We start from the raw sequence: 15,759 nt of genomic DNA on the forward strand, positions 1-15,759 counted from the left end.
TTTGGGGAGCCCGAAAGCTCCCCACCTATTTCAACCTGCATACCACTGCTTTTGTTGAAACTCGTGTCGTTTAGTTAATACATGTAGGCGAAAATCATCCCCGGTCTGAAATAACGACCTGCGGTATATTTCAACCCAGTGCTCAATAGCCATTTGTGAAGAACGATGGCTTGCTCCGCTGAGATTTCGCCTTGCAGCATACTAACAAATTTATCACTGTCTTTAGTCAGGCTAGGACTCACTCGACCGTCAGATAGCACACACTTTTGTAATTTAAGGACAGTAAGCCACTTTTTCGCATCATTTTGTGACAATTTAAAAGATTCTGAAAGATCTTCCTCATCAAATGAGACTGAGCAGTTGAACCCTTCTGGCGCTGCAAATGGAATTTTTGAATAGTCATACAGCGCGGTATACACGGTATCCATCAATATTTCCGCTTGCTGAGATTTACCCGCCAGACTCAACGCTGTCGCGACACTAAATTGCACGCCAATCCACACATCTTGCGCTTGGAACGCTTCATGCGGTGAACCATCAGCCCGCGTCATGTTCGCGACACCAAGCTTAGGACTATTGATCTCAAAGTTGTGCTTATAAACATAATCTAGGGCGCGTTGGATATTCTCTTGTGGGAAAATACCTTCTAGTGCGATTAACTTTAAGTAGCTGTCTGCCAATAAAGCATCGCCAAAGCTGTTGTTTGAATCAGGTACTAAATCTAAGTAGTCTTGTGTAAAGGCTTGTGGCGCGGTCTCGCTCAATAATCGCTTCTTAGAGACTCTTTGAGACACCTTGCTGATGCTGATTGAAGTATCTGTTTCATTGAGATACTCATTGAGAATGTTCTTATCGGCAATCGCATCGCCAGTCAGTGAAAGCCCTAATGCTTCCAAGTCTTTGTAGCCCAGACCTGTTAAATGCTTAGCCTGAACAGGCGTGACGAAGAAGTGGTAGTAACCCTCTTTGTCATCCCACAAGCTTTGCTCAACTGTTGCTAACGCCTTTTTCGAACGCGTTAAGTAACCACTAGCTAGATCACTTTCGCCCATCAATTGTGCAAGCTCACTCGCGGCTTGTAGGCCAGCTACCCACAGGCTCGCACAGTAAATAGAGATGCCGTGAGACGCGAGGTTATCAAAGGTATCGTCTGTGCCTCGGGTGAGCGGTAAATCATCGCCTTCAGCAATCAAGTTCGATAAGAAGTCGATGCTCTCAGTGACAGCCTGCCAGCACTCTTCAACCACAGAGATATCTTGTGTCTTTTGATAGTGGCGGTACACCATAAGAATGTATTTCGGCGCCAAGTCCTTCCACTCTTTCACGTTGTGCCAGCTATACGCATCAGGCTGAATGTCGAACGGGCTGCCCAAGTCGTGGATTACCGCGCCTCGAATGGCACGTACGCCTTGGTACTTGTCATCAATCAACTCTGCATTAGGCGTCGCTTCGTATTCCCAGTATCGGCGCTCGGTAAAGTCTTCCGCCAAAATGGCTTTCGAGAACTCTTTCATCACGCAGCCATCAAGCTCAGGCAGCAAATAAAGCAGAGAGAACGAACCGTAGAAGTACACATCCAGAGAGTTAAAGAATGGGTAGTCGACACACTCTTTCACCAAGAACTTATCTTCTTTATCCCATACCGTTGATTCAGCTAGGAAGGACAATGAATTCATCGCCATCGTCGCATAGCGAAGTGCTGAATCAGGCTGCGAGATCTTGCTTTGAGCTTGATCTAGGAAGGCCGTTTGTTGCTCGACGATCTGTTGCTCAATGGTTTCGAGTTTTGGCAACATGTCTTCTAACATCGGCAGAGCAGGTTGCGGTTGCGGGTAGAATTGCGTGTAGGCCTTGTCTGAATGCCAGCCATTAAGCATGACTTTGCTGTGAGCCATCACCTGAGCAAAACGTAGATCAACAGACTCTCCAGGTTCTAACTCAACCTGAACCACAACCAATGCGCTCAATGCTTCACGCCCTGTGTAAATTCCTGTTTGGAATTCAGCGTTGGTACGGCCTGTTTTCAGTGCGAACTCTGTTTGTTCCGCTGTCTTAGAGGTATAAAGCGTTGGCTTGACAGAAATCGAAACCTTGCCAGATTCTGTAAGTTGATTATCCGCTTGAACACCAAACACCACTTCACCTTCAATATCGCTTTGATAAGGCGATTGGCTGGTCAGCTGAACACCCGTAAAGCTGTGTTTTTCGCCCTTTAAGTTAACCACTTCATGCTGCTGAGCGATAGGATTTTGAGACAAGGTACATGCCGAATCTTGAATACCATCGCGACCTTTTTGATAGGTTGAGCCAATCAAGTTTTGTAGCGGCTGAGCAAGCGTAATCACACGTGTTTGCGATGAATCATTGGTTAATTCAAAGTGATTCCAGTGCATCGGCAAAGAACACAGTCGTTTGTCCTCCTTAACGATCGGAGAGACTACCTTACGCTTTATTTTAATATCATCGAAACTACTGTATTTATATTCAGCCAGTGGATATAAAGCTTGATATTCTATATCTCTACCATTAACACTACCTGTATCATTATTTTCACCCGCAGTAAGTGATAATAATCTCGTTGTATCATCAATTAATAAACCATTAAAGAAGTCCAAGGCGACATATAATTGACAAATAATCGAAGATGAATCTTCTTCAATCAATAATTGAGTCTTATTTGAAAACTCAACGTTCCACTTTATAAAGTTAGATTTATTATCTTGGTAGAAGTGACCATTTTTCAATGCCGCGCGAATGTGGTTAATCGCATTCGACATTTCCGAGCTTTCAATCTTCTTACCATCAAACAAAGCAGGATAGAAGTTTAGGTGAACACTCAGCTCTTGTTCATCACTGACTTGTAGCGTGTCGATGGTTGGCACACCCATCACCGAGGCATAAAAATCATTAAAATTAACCACTTGCTCTGAACAATCAACAAATATACCTGGAATAAAGCTGAAGTTCGGCGTGTTACCATTTGGCGTCAGTGTAAATGTGTTACCAATTCCGCCTACTGCCATGCCAGTGTTTTCTGGCGTAGTGGAAATTGGCGTGTACCAAGGTTGAATAAATTCAACTGCATCACCTTTTTTACAAAGATGTTCTGAATTTCCTGAATAGCTTGTATATGGAATTTTATTATTCATTTTAAAACCGCCATTGAATATTTTTTTCTTCTTGTTAATATCTTTTTAAAATGGAGACATCAACATGTTTAAAATTATAAATGAAAAATTTGGAAATATTGACTCAGTCACATTAATAAACCACCAACATGGTATGGAACTTCAAATACTCAATGGATTTGGCGCTGTTATAAATAAATATATTGTCAACAACAGTCCATTCTCTTTTATTTGTGGTTATCAGAATTATGATGAACTGATCAACCAACATCCGTTCTTTTCCCGCAGTGCTAAATTATTCCCTTTTCCAAACCGTTTAAACTTAGGTCGTTACAGTTTCGATGACCAAAACCATCAACTCCCAGCTAACTTTCCTTGGTCTGATCACGCCGTACATGGCTTGCTCTACAACCAACCGTTTTCAATCACAAACAGCCTAGTCACTGAAGAATCCGCGAGTGTGACGTTGCAGTATCAAACATCGTCTTTGCACCCTGCTTTCCCGTTTGCTTTCAGCCTTGATGTCACCTTCGCGATCGACGTTACGGGCAAGCTTACCTCTTCAACAACCGTCTCTAACCTTGGTGATTCAGCCTTCCCATTCGGTGATGCTTGGCACCCTTACTTTTCACTCGGTACGGAACTGGCACAATGCGAACTCGCTATGTCGCCTTGCTCTGAGGTCATACACGAAAACGACCTACCCAATGGGGAAAAGCGCGCTTTTGACCGTTTATCTTTGAGTGATTCACTCACCATTCAAAGCTTGAATCACTGCTTCGAATTTGATTCCAAGACAGCCAATCAACTTACGTTTACACGCTCAGATTTGTCTGCCGCTATTCACTATCAACAAGATGCGAGCTACCCATTCGTTCAGCTATACACGCCCACGAGTGAGCAAAGTATTGCAATAGAACCAATGACTTGCCCTGCTGATGCATTCAATAACCAGATTGGCTTATTAACGCTTGCCCCGAACCAATCTCAAACCTTTATTTGGCAATGCCAAGCAACCTATCAACCCAAATAACTAAACCAAATCAAGGCAGCCGCTGAATGCGAAATCAGCCCCCAGAGAACGCATTGCTAACGAAACAATTACAACGAAACAATTGCAACGAAAGAACCAAACTAAAGAAGCAATAAAGGGCGCATAACGCGCCCTTCTCTTTGTTAACCTAAAACCACCTCGATGATGTGCTCACCAGAGGTAAATACCGGTGCTTTGTTGCCTGAAATCAGGTCACCATTGACCTTCATCTCAATCACGCCCTTACACACGTTATTCGGGTTAGTGACATGAATATGGTATGTCGCACCACGGAACTGACGACGGACTTTAAATTCAGGCCACTCCGCCGGAATACATGGGTCCACCAGCAAACCATCCACTTCAGGTCTAACACCCAGAATCCATTGCGTACCCGCTACATATGTCCAAGATGAAGTACCAGAAAGCCATGCATTACGACCTAAGCCGAACTGTTTATGTTCGTCACCCAAGATATTTTGTGGGTAGCAGTATGGCTCAGACTCAAAGGTATCGATGTCGTCGTTCTTAGAAGCCGGGTTAATTTGACGGTAGTACTCGTAAGCACGTTCACCGTTGCCCATTTTAGCTTCGGCGATCATCACCCACGGGTTTGAATGCAGGAAGATGCCGCCGTTCTCTTTAGCACCCGGTGGGTATGTTGATACGCCACCTAGCTGTGGATCAAAACCATTGTAGCCCGGTGTTGAAAGCTTAATGCCATTGGTAGTGTTCAGTTTGTTGTAAACCGAGTCTAGCGCCTGAGTAGCACGCTCTTGAGTCGCGAAACCAGAGATCACAGGCCAGCTTTGACCGTTGGTGTAGATCTGACCTTGCTCATTTTTATGAGAACCTATTGGTAAGCCTTGCTCATCAAAATAACGAACAAACCATTCGCCATCCCAACCACACTCATTCACCGTGCTCTGCATCTGTTGGTACTGATCTTTAAACTTAGCCGTCAGTTGCGCTTCGCCACGTAGCTCACACAAGTCCAACATGTCGAGCAATGCTTTGCCATACATGTTCGCCACCATCATCGACTCAGCACCCGTTGGCAGGTTCACAGTGTCATTCCAGTCAGCAAAACCTAGCAGTGGTAGGCCGTGCTCGCCGGTATTGGTGTACGTAAATTCAATCGCGCGACACAGGTGCTCCCAAACCGTTCCCGTTTCGACTGGGTTACCTGCTTTGTCTTTTGGATAGAACGGGATCGCTTTATTCAAGAAGTCTGCATTGCCCGTTTCTTTCACGTATTGAGTGACCGCGTAGATGATCCACAGGTGATCATCACCGTAGTAATCAGGGCGATCTTCTTCTTCACGAGAATCACCGGCGTTCGCTTCCATCGTTGATGGGAAGAACTGGTGCATCGCTGAACCGTTAGTGTTCTGAACTGAAAGCAGACGCTCGATAAATTCGCGCGCTTCCTCAGGCATATGTGTAATAACGCCCAATGTATCTTGCGAAGAGTCACGGAAACCGATACCGCGTGCTCCATAACCAAGCTGATACAGAGACAGGTAACGAGACCAGTTTTTGGTTGTGTGGCATTGACGTGGGTTGTGTACGTTAAGCATTGAGTTCATTGCCGGATCTGGCGTTTCAACCTGAACTGCTTGTAGGTAAGAGTCCCAATGCTCAGCCAGTTCAGCGAAAGCCGAATCGACCACTTGATGGTCACGGTATTTAGCCAATAGAGGCAATGCTACTTCTAGACTCTGTTCTTGTGCGATTTGTACCACTGTACGTTCTGTCTGCTCTGGAGATAACCAACCTAAGCGCAGATTCAGTGCACCAATGTTGTCGCCACGCAAACACTCGGTGTTTCCAAGCTCGTCGTTTTCTAACGCTTGTGGGGCTGCCCATGTGCCGTAACCAAACTGACCAAGGAATGATTGGCGATCACCATCAAAAGACGTCGCAGGGCGATCCGCTGTCATTAGGTTTACCGCGTAGTCACGCTTCATGAAAGCATACTGCTCAAGCACGGTATGACCCGATTCTTGCTGATGCGCTTTAAGTGTCATGGTTTGTGGCACCCAGTCAGCATTCAGTAACTGCTTAAGCGCATCGAAGTGTGTAAATTCGTATACAGGCACCACATCAACGTGCAGCGCTTTGTCTGAAATGTTGGTGACTTTGATGTCTTGTAGCAGTACTTGGTCAGCTTTTGGCACGAAGAAGGTCGCTTCACAACGCACGCCAAATGCTTCTGCAATGATGGTGGTGTAAGACAAACCGGTGTGGTTTTCAAACTTATCCAGCGGCTTCAAGGTTGGTGTGTAAAACGGTGAGAACACTTCTACGTTGCCCGCTTCATCACGTACTTTTAGATAAAGGGTCGAACCTTTAAAGTCTGAGTTTGGCAGTTGTGCAATGTACTTAGTGATACGGTTGAGTGCAGGATCGCCCTTACACAACAGTACGCCACCGTTGCTATCGACAATACCGCCGAAATCTAATGTGCCGACATAATTACACCATTTGATCGGTGTGCACGGTGTGGTTGCTACGTATTCTTTGTTTTTATCGTCAAAATATCCGAATTTCATCATCACTATCCCTAGCCCCTCCTAATTCAGGAGGAGCCAAAACAATTTGTCGTAAGTTGGTTGGTGTCAGCTCAATGACTGATTTAAATTGACTGGCTAGCTCGCTAGCGAGTTCTCACTCAATGCATCGAATAGGTGGAAGGCATCCAAATCCAAGTAAAGTGTCAGCTCTTTCACATCCACTTCAGCGGCTTGGGTTTCAACCATCAGCGGTTGACCACCAATTTCTGTTTTCAGAAGAATGCTCGCGCCAAGTAGTTCCTTGTCTTTGATTTTCACAGGGAATGGCAACACGCGATCATGGTCAACTTGCTCGGCACGTAGGTGGATATCTGTTGGGCGAACACCAAAGTGAAGCGCTAGGTTTTTAGACGCCAAAGACTTAAAGCGATCTGGCAGTGGGATATGAACATCGCCAAGTTCAACGAAGTATTCGCCTTCTTTTTCAATCAGCTTCGCTTCCAACATGTTCATTGATGGGTTACCAATGAATTGCGCGACGAACTTGTTAGCAGGGCGTTGGAACACTTCGGTTGGTGTACCCACTTGAGCCACATAGCCGTCTTTCAAGATCACAATACGATCCGCTAGTGTCATCGCTTCGATTTGATCGTGAGTTACGTAGATCGTGGTGGTTTTAAGCTCGCGGTGTAGGTGTTTGATCTCTTCACGCATCACGCCACGCAGTTTGGCATCGAGGTTAGATAGCGGCTCATCAAACAAGAACACTTTAGGTGTACGAACCATCGCACGGCCCATTGCTACACGCTGACGCTGACCACCAGAAAGCTCTTTCGGCTTACGACTAAGTAGTGGATCAAGCTCTAGCATTTTCGCCGCTTTTAAAACTTCTACATCGATTTCAGCTTTCGGCATGCCTTTCAGTTTCAAGGCAAACGCGATGTTCTCGTAAACGGTCATGTGTGGGTACAGAGCGTAGCTTTGGAATACCATCGCCAAGTCACGGTCTTTCGCATCGACTTTATTCATCAATTTACCGCCAACCACAATGTCGCCAGAGCTGATGCTTTCAAGGCCAGCAAGCATACGTAGCGTAGTCGATTTACCACAGCCAGATGGGCCAAGAAAAACCACGAACTCACCGTCTTCAACCGTAAAATCAAACTCTTTTACAACTTCAACATCACCGAATGATTTTTTGATGTTCTTAAATTCTACTTTAGCCATTATCTGTTCTCCTCAGCGCGCTCTAGAAGCATATTTCTGTACGCAATTGCGCTCTGTTTCAATGTTCTTTCTTGGGTGGTGTAATCAACGTGGACGATGCCAAAACGCTGGCAGTAGCCGAATGCCCACTCAAAGTTATCCATCAGGCTCCAAGCGAAGTAACCATCGACTTTCACGCCCGCTTCAACTGCGTTGTGAACCGCTTCGATGTGGCCTTGGAAGTAGCGAACTCGTTGGTCATCCATCACTTGTCCGTTAACACGCTCGTCGTTACCTGCAGCACCGTTCTCTGTGATGTAGATAGGCGGCATATTTTCGTAGCGAGCATCCAGTCTGACCAATAAATCGGTTAGACCTTGTGGGTTGATTTCCCAGCCAATGTAAGTGTGTTCAGCATCGGTTTGCTTGACTGATTCAATGTCGCCATTCTCGTTAAAGCGAGCAACATTACGTGTGTAGTAGTTGATACCGATGTAATCGACCGGTGCGCTGATAATGTCTAAATCACCTTCAAGGATCATTGGCATGTTCATCGCTTGACGTTCAACCACCGGCTGTGGGTACTCACCTTTTAATACTGGGTCGATGAACCAGTGGTAGTTTTCCGCTTCGCAGTAATCTGCCGCACCTTGATCTTGTGGCGTCAGCGGGTAAGCCGGCGTCGCGTTGAATACCACGCCATGCTTAGCGTGAGGTGCATTCTTGCGAAGGATTGGCATTGCCAAACCGTGAGCCAACATTAGGTGGTGAGATGCTAAGTAGCCCTCTTTCTCACCCTTGATACCCGGCGCATGTTCGCCCCAGCGGTAACCTAGGAACGCACACACAAACGGTTCATTGAGTGTGGTATATACGTCGATGGTATCGCCAAAGTATTTGCTCACCACTTCTGCATATTCTGCGAATTTGTAAGACGTTTCTCGGTTTAACCAGCCGCCCTTGTCTTCAAGGTATTGTGGTAGATCCCAGTGGTACAAAGTCACATACACTTTCATACCACGAGCATGGCACTCATCGATGATCTGACCGTAGAACTCAAGGCCTTGCTGATTCACCACACCGTCTTGCGGCAAGATACGCGGCCATGCAATAGAGAGACGGTAAGCATCCACGCCTAAGCCTTGAATCATCTCGATATCTTGTTTCCATAGGTGGTAGTGATCACACGCCACATCACCATTGTCCCCATTGTCGACCTTGCCCGGCTTCTTACAGAAAGTGTCCCAGATAGACGGTGTGCGACCGCCCTCTTCAACGCCGCCTTCAATTTGGTATGAAGATGTCGCGACACCGAATACAAATTCCTTACTGCGTAACTTTGAATCACTTGGAAGTTGAAATTTATTCATTGTTATAACCCTTAAACCTAACCTTTAACTGCGCCGGACGTTAAACCACTGATCATCTGTTTCGATGCGAACAGGTAAGTAATAACGAGTGGTAAAATTGAAATTGTGGTACCTAGCATTACCGCGCCCCATGGCGTATTCGGAATACCTTGAACGCTTCGTAGTGCCTGCGTAATCACGTAATTATCTGGGTTGTTGAGCACTACAAGAGGCTGCATAAACATGTTCCAGAAGAAGACGAACTGAACAATCGCAAGCGTTGCTAATGCTGGTTTCATCAGTGGCAGTACCACGCTCCAGTACGTTCTGAACTCGCCTGCACCATCTAGCTTCGCCGCTTCTAATAGCTCTTTAGGAATCGATGCAATCACGTGCTGACGCATCAAAAAGATACCAAATGGTGTGGTGGTGAACGGTAGCCATACCGCCATGTGGTTATCCAGCAAGCCTAAGAATTTCACGATCATGAAGTAAGGGATCAAGCTAAGCACAGGCGGAATAGCCATCGAGCCAACCAGCATGCCGAACAACACGTTCTTACCGCGGAACTTAAACACAGCAAATGCGTAACCACCCATGCTACAGAACAGCAGAGAGATGGTGGTGCCTAAGAACGCCACGTAAATCGAGTTAAACATCGCTTTCCAAAACGGCATGATTTCCAGCAGTTTTGCGTAGTTGATTGCCAAGCTATCGCCAATAGCAAAGCTAATGCCCGAACCAAAGATTTCCGAACGGTCACGTGTTGAAAGCAGAGCTGACCACACAAACGGGAACACCGTAATGATTGCAGAAACAACCAGTAATATGCCGAGCATGACCATCAAGATCTTAGTCATGATGTACATGGTGCGTTCGCTTGGCATTAGGCCACTTAGTGGTGAGGTATTTGTCTTAATTGATGTCGACATCTTAATGTTCCCCTAAGCCTTTCTTACCGAAGAATAAAAATTGAACCAAGGTACACGTTGCAATGAGTGCAAACAGAAGCCATGAAATCGCTGATGCTGTGCCCATTTCTAGCCATTCCCAACCCACTTTGTAGAGGTACATAGAGATAGTTAAACCAGATTGACCTGTACCACCGGTGCCACGCGTTAAGACGAACGGTTCTTCAAACATTTGCAGGTTACCGATGATGGTCATGGTGATTGCAAAGAAGATGAATGGACGAATCATTGGTAGTGAGATGTTCCAGAAGCGGCGGAAGGCATTGGCACCATCCATACGAGCAGCTTCTAAAATGTCTTTAGGAATCGTCATTAAACCTGTGGTGTAAAGGACGATGTTAAAACCGGTGTATTTCCAGAAAACCATGATGGCGATAGACGGCTTCACCATAGTTGCGTCATCTAGCCAGCGGATTGGTTGAAAGTCGTTAACCCAAGCAAATGCCCAACCAAACAGCGTGCTATCGGCCAGAGCCATCAGCGTTTGGTTAATAATCCCTGAGTTAGGAGAGTACATGTTGAAGAAAATCAGTGACGCTGCGACCGTTGATGTGATGAACGGTAGAAAGTACGCCGATGTTAGCCAGTGACGCATACGGTCACCCATTGAAACCAACATGTAAGCCACTGGAATAGCAACTAAATGCTGAGCCACACCTGACGTAATTGCTAGCCACAATGTGTTCTTTAATGAGCGCCATAACCATGGGTCAGTTAAAGCAATGTGATAGTTCTCAAAACCCACAAACTCCATCGCATCCATGCCCTTCACAGGGTTCCATTCATGGAACGAAAGATAAACAGAGAACAACAGCGGGAAGATCCCAAATACAGAAAAAATGATCAGAAACGGCAGAAGAAATCCATACGGTGTAAGCGCTTTCAAATTCAGACGAGAAAAAAAGCTTTGCTCCGAAGGTTCTATCGTTGTGCTCGCTGTATGATTCATAGTAACGACCTCTTAAAAAAGGAAGCGCGCTATCCGCGCCTCCTCACTTACTCAAAGTAATAACAAATTAAAGATTACGCGTGCGACGCTTGATTAGACGCTCTGCCTCTTTAAGCGCTGTCTCGATGTCTTTACCTTCATCAAGTACTTCCATCAATGCGTTCTCTAAGATGATAGAACGTGCAACGTGGTCGCCTTGTGCTGGAGACACTGGCTTGATGTTTTGTGCAACTTCAGCAAAAAGAAGACGTGCTTTCTGTCCGCCTAGGAATTCCATCTCTTCTTGGAACAGCTCATCGTCATACGTTGTTGTATTCGCAGGGAAAGCAGCAATCGTTTCGAAGTGCTTAAGCTGTACTTCACGGTCAGTCGTCATGTATTCAATAAGCGCCCAAGCTTCATCTGGGTTATCTGATTGAGTTGGAATTGAAAGGAATGAACCACCCCAGCTACCGTAGATACCATCAGGTAGGTTTTCTACTGCCCATTTGCCTTTAGTTTCAGGTGCAATCCAGTTGTTTAGGTGACCAAGAAGCCAAGCACCAGAAAGTTGAGTTGCAAATGTGCCGTTGCGGAAGCCCTCGTACCATTCGTTAGACCAAGCTAGGATGCGGCCGTCTAAGCCTTTGTCGCGAATCTCTTTTGCTACTTCAAAAGCGTGAACAAAACGCTCTGATGTCACAACAGGGTTACCATCTTTATCAAAGTAAAGGCCTTCACCTTCAGGAACAGTCGTGAAGATGATCGCTTGTGCCACATCGGCTGCTGAAGCAATAAGTTGTACGTTTTGCTCTTTTAGTTTTTCACCAGCAGCAATGTATGAATCCCAATCTTTGATTGCTTCTTCTACATCAATGCCCGCTTTTTCGAATACGTCGGTGCGGTAGTACATAACACCTGGACCTAGGTCGACAGGAATGCCGTACATGTCGCCGTCAGCGCCTTTGCCTTGTGCCCATGCGTAAGGTGCGAATCGTTCTTCGTATTTATCTGCACCGTAGTTTTCAGACAGGTTAACTAGGCCGCCAGAGCCAACGAATGGACCAATTTTCTCAACGTCGACAACAATCACATCACCTGCACCAGAACCCGTAGCTAGGTTAGTCGTTAGTTTCGTGTGGTGGTCACCGTGGTTATTCATAAGGTAATCAACTTTAATCCCTGTCTTCTTCTCGAAATCAGGCAGTAACACCTTCAAGCTGCTATCGAAATCAGGGAAGCCGTCGAAACGAATCTCTTTATCAGCCGCATTCACAGCTGTTGTACCTAATCCTAAAGCAACCGCGCATGAAAGCGCCAAGGTCTTAAATTTCATGTTCTATCCTTAATATTTTTATAGGGTAACTGGTAAATCCGATACCGAGTTTCTAGTGACCAACGTCGGCAGCAATTTAAAGTTCACGTCATGTTTGATTTTTTTTAGCTTCTGTAGAGTGAGCTGTACTGCTTCAACGCTCATCTCTTCAATAGGGAAATTAATGGTGGTCAAACTAGGGGTCAGATAACGCGCGAAGATGGTGTTATCGAAGCCCACCAGTGATACATCTTTCGGAACTGACAGTCCCTCTTGATGCAGCACCTCAAAGGCACCAAATGCCATGTGATCATTCGAAGCAAATACTGCTGTGAAATGACACTTACGATTCATCAACTTCTTCATAGCGCTGATGCCCGTCTCTTCAGTAAAGCCCGCTTCCGAAACTAAGGCTTCATCGTATGGCACACCCGCTTGTTCCAAGGCCTTTCGATACCCCTGCAAACGCCCCCTAGCATCTGCTTTGTCTAAAGGCCCGGTAATACACGCGATATCTGTATGTCCCTTTTGCAAAAGATATTGAGTAGCGAGTAGCCCCCCGACTTCGTTATCAATATCAATGCAACTCATCGCCATTTCTGGGATGAAGCGGTTAATTAAAACCACAGGGGTCCCCTGTTCTTCCAATTCAATTAAATAGTCATCACTGAGCAGTTGAGTGTGAAGAATCAAAGCATCAACACGACGCCCCAACAGAAACTCCACAGACTCTCGCTGCCCTTGTTCGGTGTTCGAACCCGCTGTAACAACAGCGTGGTAACCAAAGCGGCGTAGGTTTTCTTCTATGCAATGCAAGATGCCTGAATAGAAAGAACCGCCCAGTTCTGGAACAACCACACCAACACTTCCGGTACGACTTGAAGCCAAAGCTTGAGCGATAGAGTTTGGGCGATAACCCAATTCTTTGATCGCTTTTTCAACCTTTAACTTCTTGTCATGACTCACTCTGCTAGTGCCATTAATAACCCTAGACACTGTCGCCTGAGACACACCTGCATGTTCTGATACGTGTTTAATTGTCGCCACTCGAACCTCGATACTTCATTAGCTTGTAACCGCTTACAAAACGATTATTAAGAAATTACGTTTTAGTTGAAGTGAGTGTCATCACACTAAAGTTGGAGGTAAAAAGGCCAGTTGTGGAAATCATGAAAGCGCTTACAGATTCACTTCATGTCATGAAACTGTTTCATGGAATCATGAATCCATAGTGAGTCAGATTTGTTAAAAGCCTTAGTTCCGTGAAGGGGTTTCAACACACCTATTGGTGTATCAAATACGATGAATATCGAGTATTCCCCGCTAACTAGGCTATTGATATGCAAGGGCTACGACGCGTAGTTAGCCATTACAATTACTAGGGATAAAGCAGGGTACGCGAGATACATTAAAATAATATGAAACGAGGTATTGAAGATGTCATGGAGAGCAGAGGGAGAGGCAATCCAAAATGATAGAACAGATATTCAAGACGAAAAAAAAGGCACAAAGAATGTGCCCAAGAATGGAGTTAATTGAAACGTGCCCTAATTAATCTGCCTTTAGGGCTAAATGGACAGTCTTTACTACTTTCAAACACAGGCTCTTTGAAAATATGCGAATTCAAAGAGCTGCTGTTGCTAGCTTGTGATTACCACCAAGCTTCAAACATTGCGCCGAACGACAATGTATCAACGTTGGTTGTCTTCACTGTGTTGCCTTTCGTTTCTACATCACCCACAGTTGTGTAGAAGCGAAGCATTGGACGACTCCAAGGTAAGCCACCTAGAGAAACGTTTTGAGACAGCGTTACTTTCCACGCGTTCTCTTCACCGTCGTCATCGTAATCAACCATGCCGTAGCCAGCTTCTAACCATGTAGAGTGAACATCATCCCATTGGTATTGTGGACGAACGATACCCGCGTATTCCGTGTTCTCGCGATCTAAGTCTGAGCCAGAGTTGTCTTTGTACGACACTAGGTAATCGATGATGAAGTTGTCTGTCGCTGCGTAGCTACCTTCCACACTTGCGTACAAAGTTTGGTAGTCACCTTTTAGGTCGAATACTGATGAATCCGCACCGTCACCGTATTTCACTATTAATCGGTTAGAATCGCCTAAGCCTAACGTCGCACCTACCAAGTAAGCCGTTTCGTCACTGACTTTTTCTCCCTGCGTTACCACTGGCTCCATCTTGTCTGTCACTGGGTCGTATACGTATTCAGTTGTCGTCGACGTATCCGCTTCGCTCGATGCAAAACCGTAGTTCGCGTAGAAATCTAGGTTACCAATACCAGCGTCAATGCTGTGTAGTTTCGCGGTCACAGCGTATCGACCGTTGTCATTTACGAGGCCGCCTTTCACTTGGCCAACAAAGCCCATGTCTAGCTTGGCACCACCGAAATCTAGGTTGTTAAAACCAGCACCTTGACCATCGTGAGACATCCAGAAGTAATCGTTCAAACCTTGTTGCGGACGTTGATGGAAGTCGCGACCAGCCCACATGTAAAGCTCAGGTTGGCTTTCAAATACATTGGTTACACCAGCGTACATTTTTTTCATGCTCAAGCCGCCGTCGTCAGCCCAAGCGTCAGCTTCCCAGTGGTCAGCCATGAATACGATGTCCCAAATCGCACCGTTGTCAGCTTGGAAAAGCTTAGCTAACTGAACCTCACCACCATTGGCTTCGTTACCCAAACGACCGACAGAACGACCTGTTGTACCGATGTCTACGTAACGCTCATCACCGCTCTTGTAGTGAGCGCCGTAACGAGCATAACCAGAGAAGACGATGCCTTCCGGCACCTTAGTTTCTGCAGTTAGGACAGCGGGCTGTTGATCGTTAACATAATCAATATCCACAACCTTAGATTCTAACTCTTGAATTCGTTTTTCTAATGCTTCGATATCAGTATCAGCAGCAAAAGAAGAGAGTGAAGCAAGCGAGGCCGCCACTGCGACTGTTATTGGCAAAAGCTTAAATTTTTGCATTGTAATTCCCTATTATTTTTTTGAGTTTTCATCGAACAGGGAAATATTAAGCAATGAAAGCGTTGAAAAGTTGGTCGCTGTTCACACTGATAAATCAGCCTAAATGCCATGAAACTTTTAGAATATCCATGACGAAAACTACTGATTTAAGATCAACAGGTTAGGATTGATGTTGCGTGAGATACCAGCTTGAAATCGCTTTCATTTCATCAGTAATGGTGGCGGCTATCACGGAAAACAGTGTGTGAAAGTGAAGGGAATATGACGCAGTTTTGATAGGTTTTCATATATATGAAAAGCCTCAAAATCTAAGGCAGATTT

The 15,759-nt window shown here is 45.5% G+C and carries 10 protein-coding genes; 1 reads left to right on the plus strand and 9 read right to left on the minus strand.

Translation table 11 applies throughout. The features are described from left to right. Positions 1-74: 74 nt before the first annotated feature. A complete protein-coding gene (locus OCV20_RS23705) occupies positions 75-3,149 on the minus strand; it encodes a GH116 family glycosyl hydrolase (protein ID WP_086773930.1) in 3,075 nt (1,024 codons plus the stop codon). 64 nt (positions 3,150-3,213) lie between these two features. Between OCV20_RS23705 and OCV20_RS23710 the strand changes: the two genes are divergently transcribed. Next, positions 3,214-4,161: an aldose 1-epimerase gene (locus tag OCV20_RS23710; RefSeq protein ID WP_086773931.1), complete on the plus strand. Its 948-nt coding sequence runs from the start codon at positions 3,214-3,216 to the stop codon at positions 4,159-4,161. Positions 4,162-4,304: 143 nt separating this feature from the next. Here OCV20_RS23710 and OCV20_RS23715 read toward each other — a convergent pair whose 3' ends face one another. The 8 genes from OCV20_RS23715 to OCV20_RS23750 form a co-directional block, all read right to left on the minus strand. Continuing rightward, on the minus strand, positions 4,305-6,719 hold the full coding sequence (locus OCV20_RS23715) for a glycoside hydrolase family 94 protein (RefSeq protein ID WP_086773932.1): 2,415 nt from the start codon (positions 6,717-6,719) through the stop codon (positions 4,305-4,307). Positions 6,720-6,812: 93 nt separating this feature from the next. Continuing rightward, a complete protein-coding gene (locus tag OCV20_RS23720) occupies positions 6,813-7,904 on the minus strand; it encodes an ABC transporter ATP-binding protein (RefSeq protein ID WP_048611927.1) in 1,092 nt (363 codons plus the stop codon). Further along, complete coding sequence (locus OCV20_RS23725) at positions 7,904-9,253, minus strand: GH1 family beta-glucosidase (RefSeq protein WP_086773933.1); 1,350 nt, start codon at positions 9,251-9,253, stop codon at positions 7,904-7,906. Before OCV20_RS23725 ends, OCV20_RS23720 begins: the two co-directional genes overlap by 1 nt. Before the next feature lie 17 nt (positions 9,254-9,270). After that, positions 9,271-10,119 carry a carbohydrate ABC transporter permease gene (locus OCV20_RS23730; RefSeq protein ID WP_170930191.1) on the minus strand — a complete coding sequence of 283 codons (849 nt, stop codon included), beginning with the start codon at positions 10,117-10,119 and terminating at the stop codon, positions 9,271-9,273. Positions 10,120-10,165: 46 nt separating this feature from the next. Further along, positions 10,166-11,152 carry a carbohydrate ABC transporter permease gene (locus tag OCV20_RS23735; RefSeq protein WP_048614012.1) on the minus strand — a complete coding sequence of 329 codons (987 nt, stop codon included), beginning with the start codon at positions 11,150-11,152 and terminating at the stop codon, positions 10,166-10,168. Positions 11,153-11,219: 67 nt separating this feature from the next. Continuing rightward, complete coding sequence (locus OCV20_RS23740; protein WP_048611935.1) at positions 11,220-12,467, minus strand: ABC transporter substrate-binding protein; 1,248 nt, start codon at positions 12,465-12,467, stop codon at positions 11,220-11,222. 18 nt (positions 12,468-12,485) lie between these two features. Further along, a complete protein-coding gene (locus OCV20_RS23745; protein ID WP_086773934.1) occupies positions 12,486-13,493 on the minus strand; it encodes a LacI family DNA-binding transcriptional regulator in 1,008 nt (335 codons plus the stop codon). Between the two features lie 604 nt (positions 13,494-14,097). Continuing rightward, on the minus strand, positions 14,098-15,438 hold the full coding sequence (locus OCV20_RS23750; RefSeq protein WP_086773935.1) for a carbohydrate porin: 1,341 nt from the start codon (positions 15,436-15,438) through the stop codon (positions 14,098-14,100). Between the last annotated feature and the right edge of the window lie 321 nt (positions 15,439-15,759).

Source organism: Vibrio coralliirubri (assembly GCF_024347375.1).
Lineage (GTDB): Bacteria > Pseudomonadota > Gammaproteobacteria > Enterobacterales > Vibrionaceae > Vibrio > Vibrio coralliirubri.

Coding starts and splice junctions, on each gene's coding strand:
- OCV20_RS23720 (WP_048611927.1), bottom strand. CDS start 7,904: ATGGCTAAAGTAGAATTTAAGAACATCAAAAAATCATTCGGTGATGTT.
- OCV20_RS23735 (WP_048614012.1), bottom strand. CDS start 11,152: ATGAATCATACAGCGAGCACAACGATAGAACCTTCGGAGCAAAGCTTT.
- OCV20_RS23730 (WP_170930191.1), bottom strand. CDS start 10,119: ATGCCAAGCGAACGCACCATGTACATCATGACTAAGATCTTGATGGTC.
- OCV20_RS23740 (WP_048611935.1), bottom strand. CDS start 12,467: ATGAAATTTAAGACCTTGGCGCTTTCATGCGCGGTTGCTTTAGGATTA.
- OCV20_RS23750 (WP_086773935.1), bottom strand. CDS start 15,438: ATGCAAAAATTTAAGCTTTTGCCAATAACAGTCGCAGTGGCGGCCTCG.
- OCV20_RS23705 (WP_086773930.1), bottom strand. CDS start 3,149: ATGAATAATAAAATTCCATATACAAGCTATTCAGGAAATTCAGAACAT.
- OCV20_RS23725 (WP_086773933.1), bottom strand. CDS start 9,253: ATGAATAAATTTCAACTTCCAAGTGATTCAAAGTTACGCAGTAAGGAA.
- OCV20_RS23710 (WP_086773931.1), top strand. CDS start 3,214: ATGTTTAAAATTATAAATGAAAAATTTGGAAATATTGACTCAGTCACA.
- OCV20_RS23715 (WP_086773932.1), bottom strand. CDS start 6,719: ATGATGAAATTCGGATATTTTGACGATAAAAACAAAGAATACGTAGCA.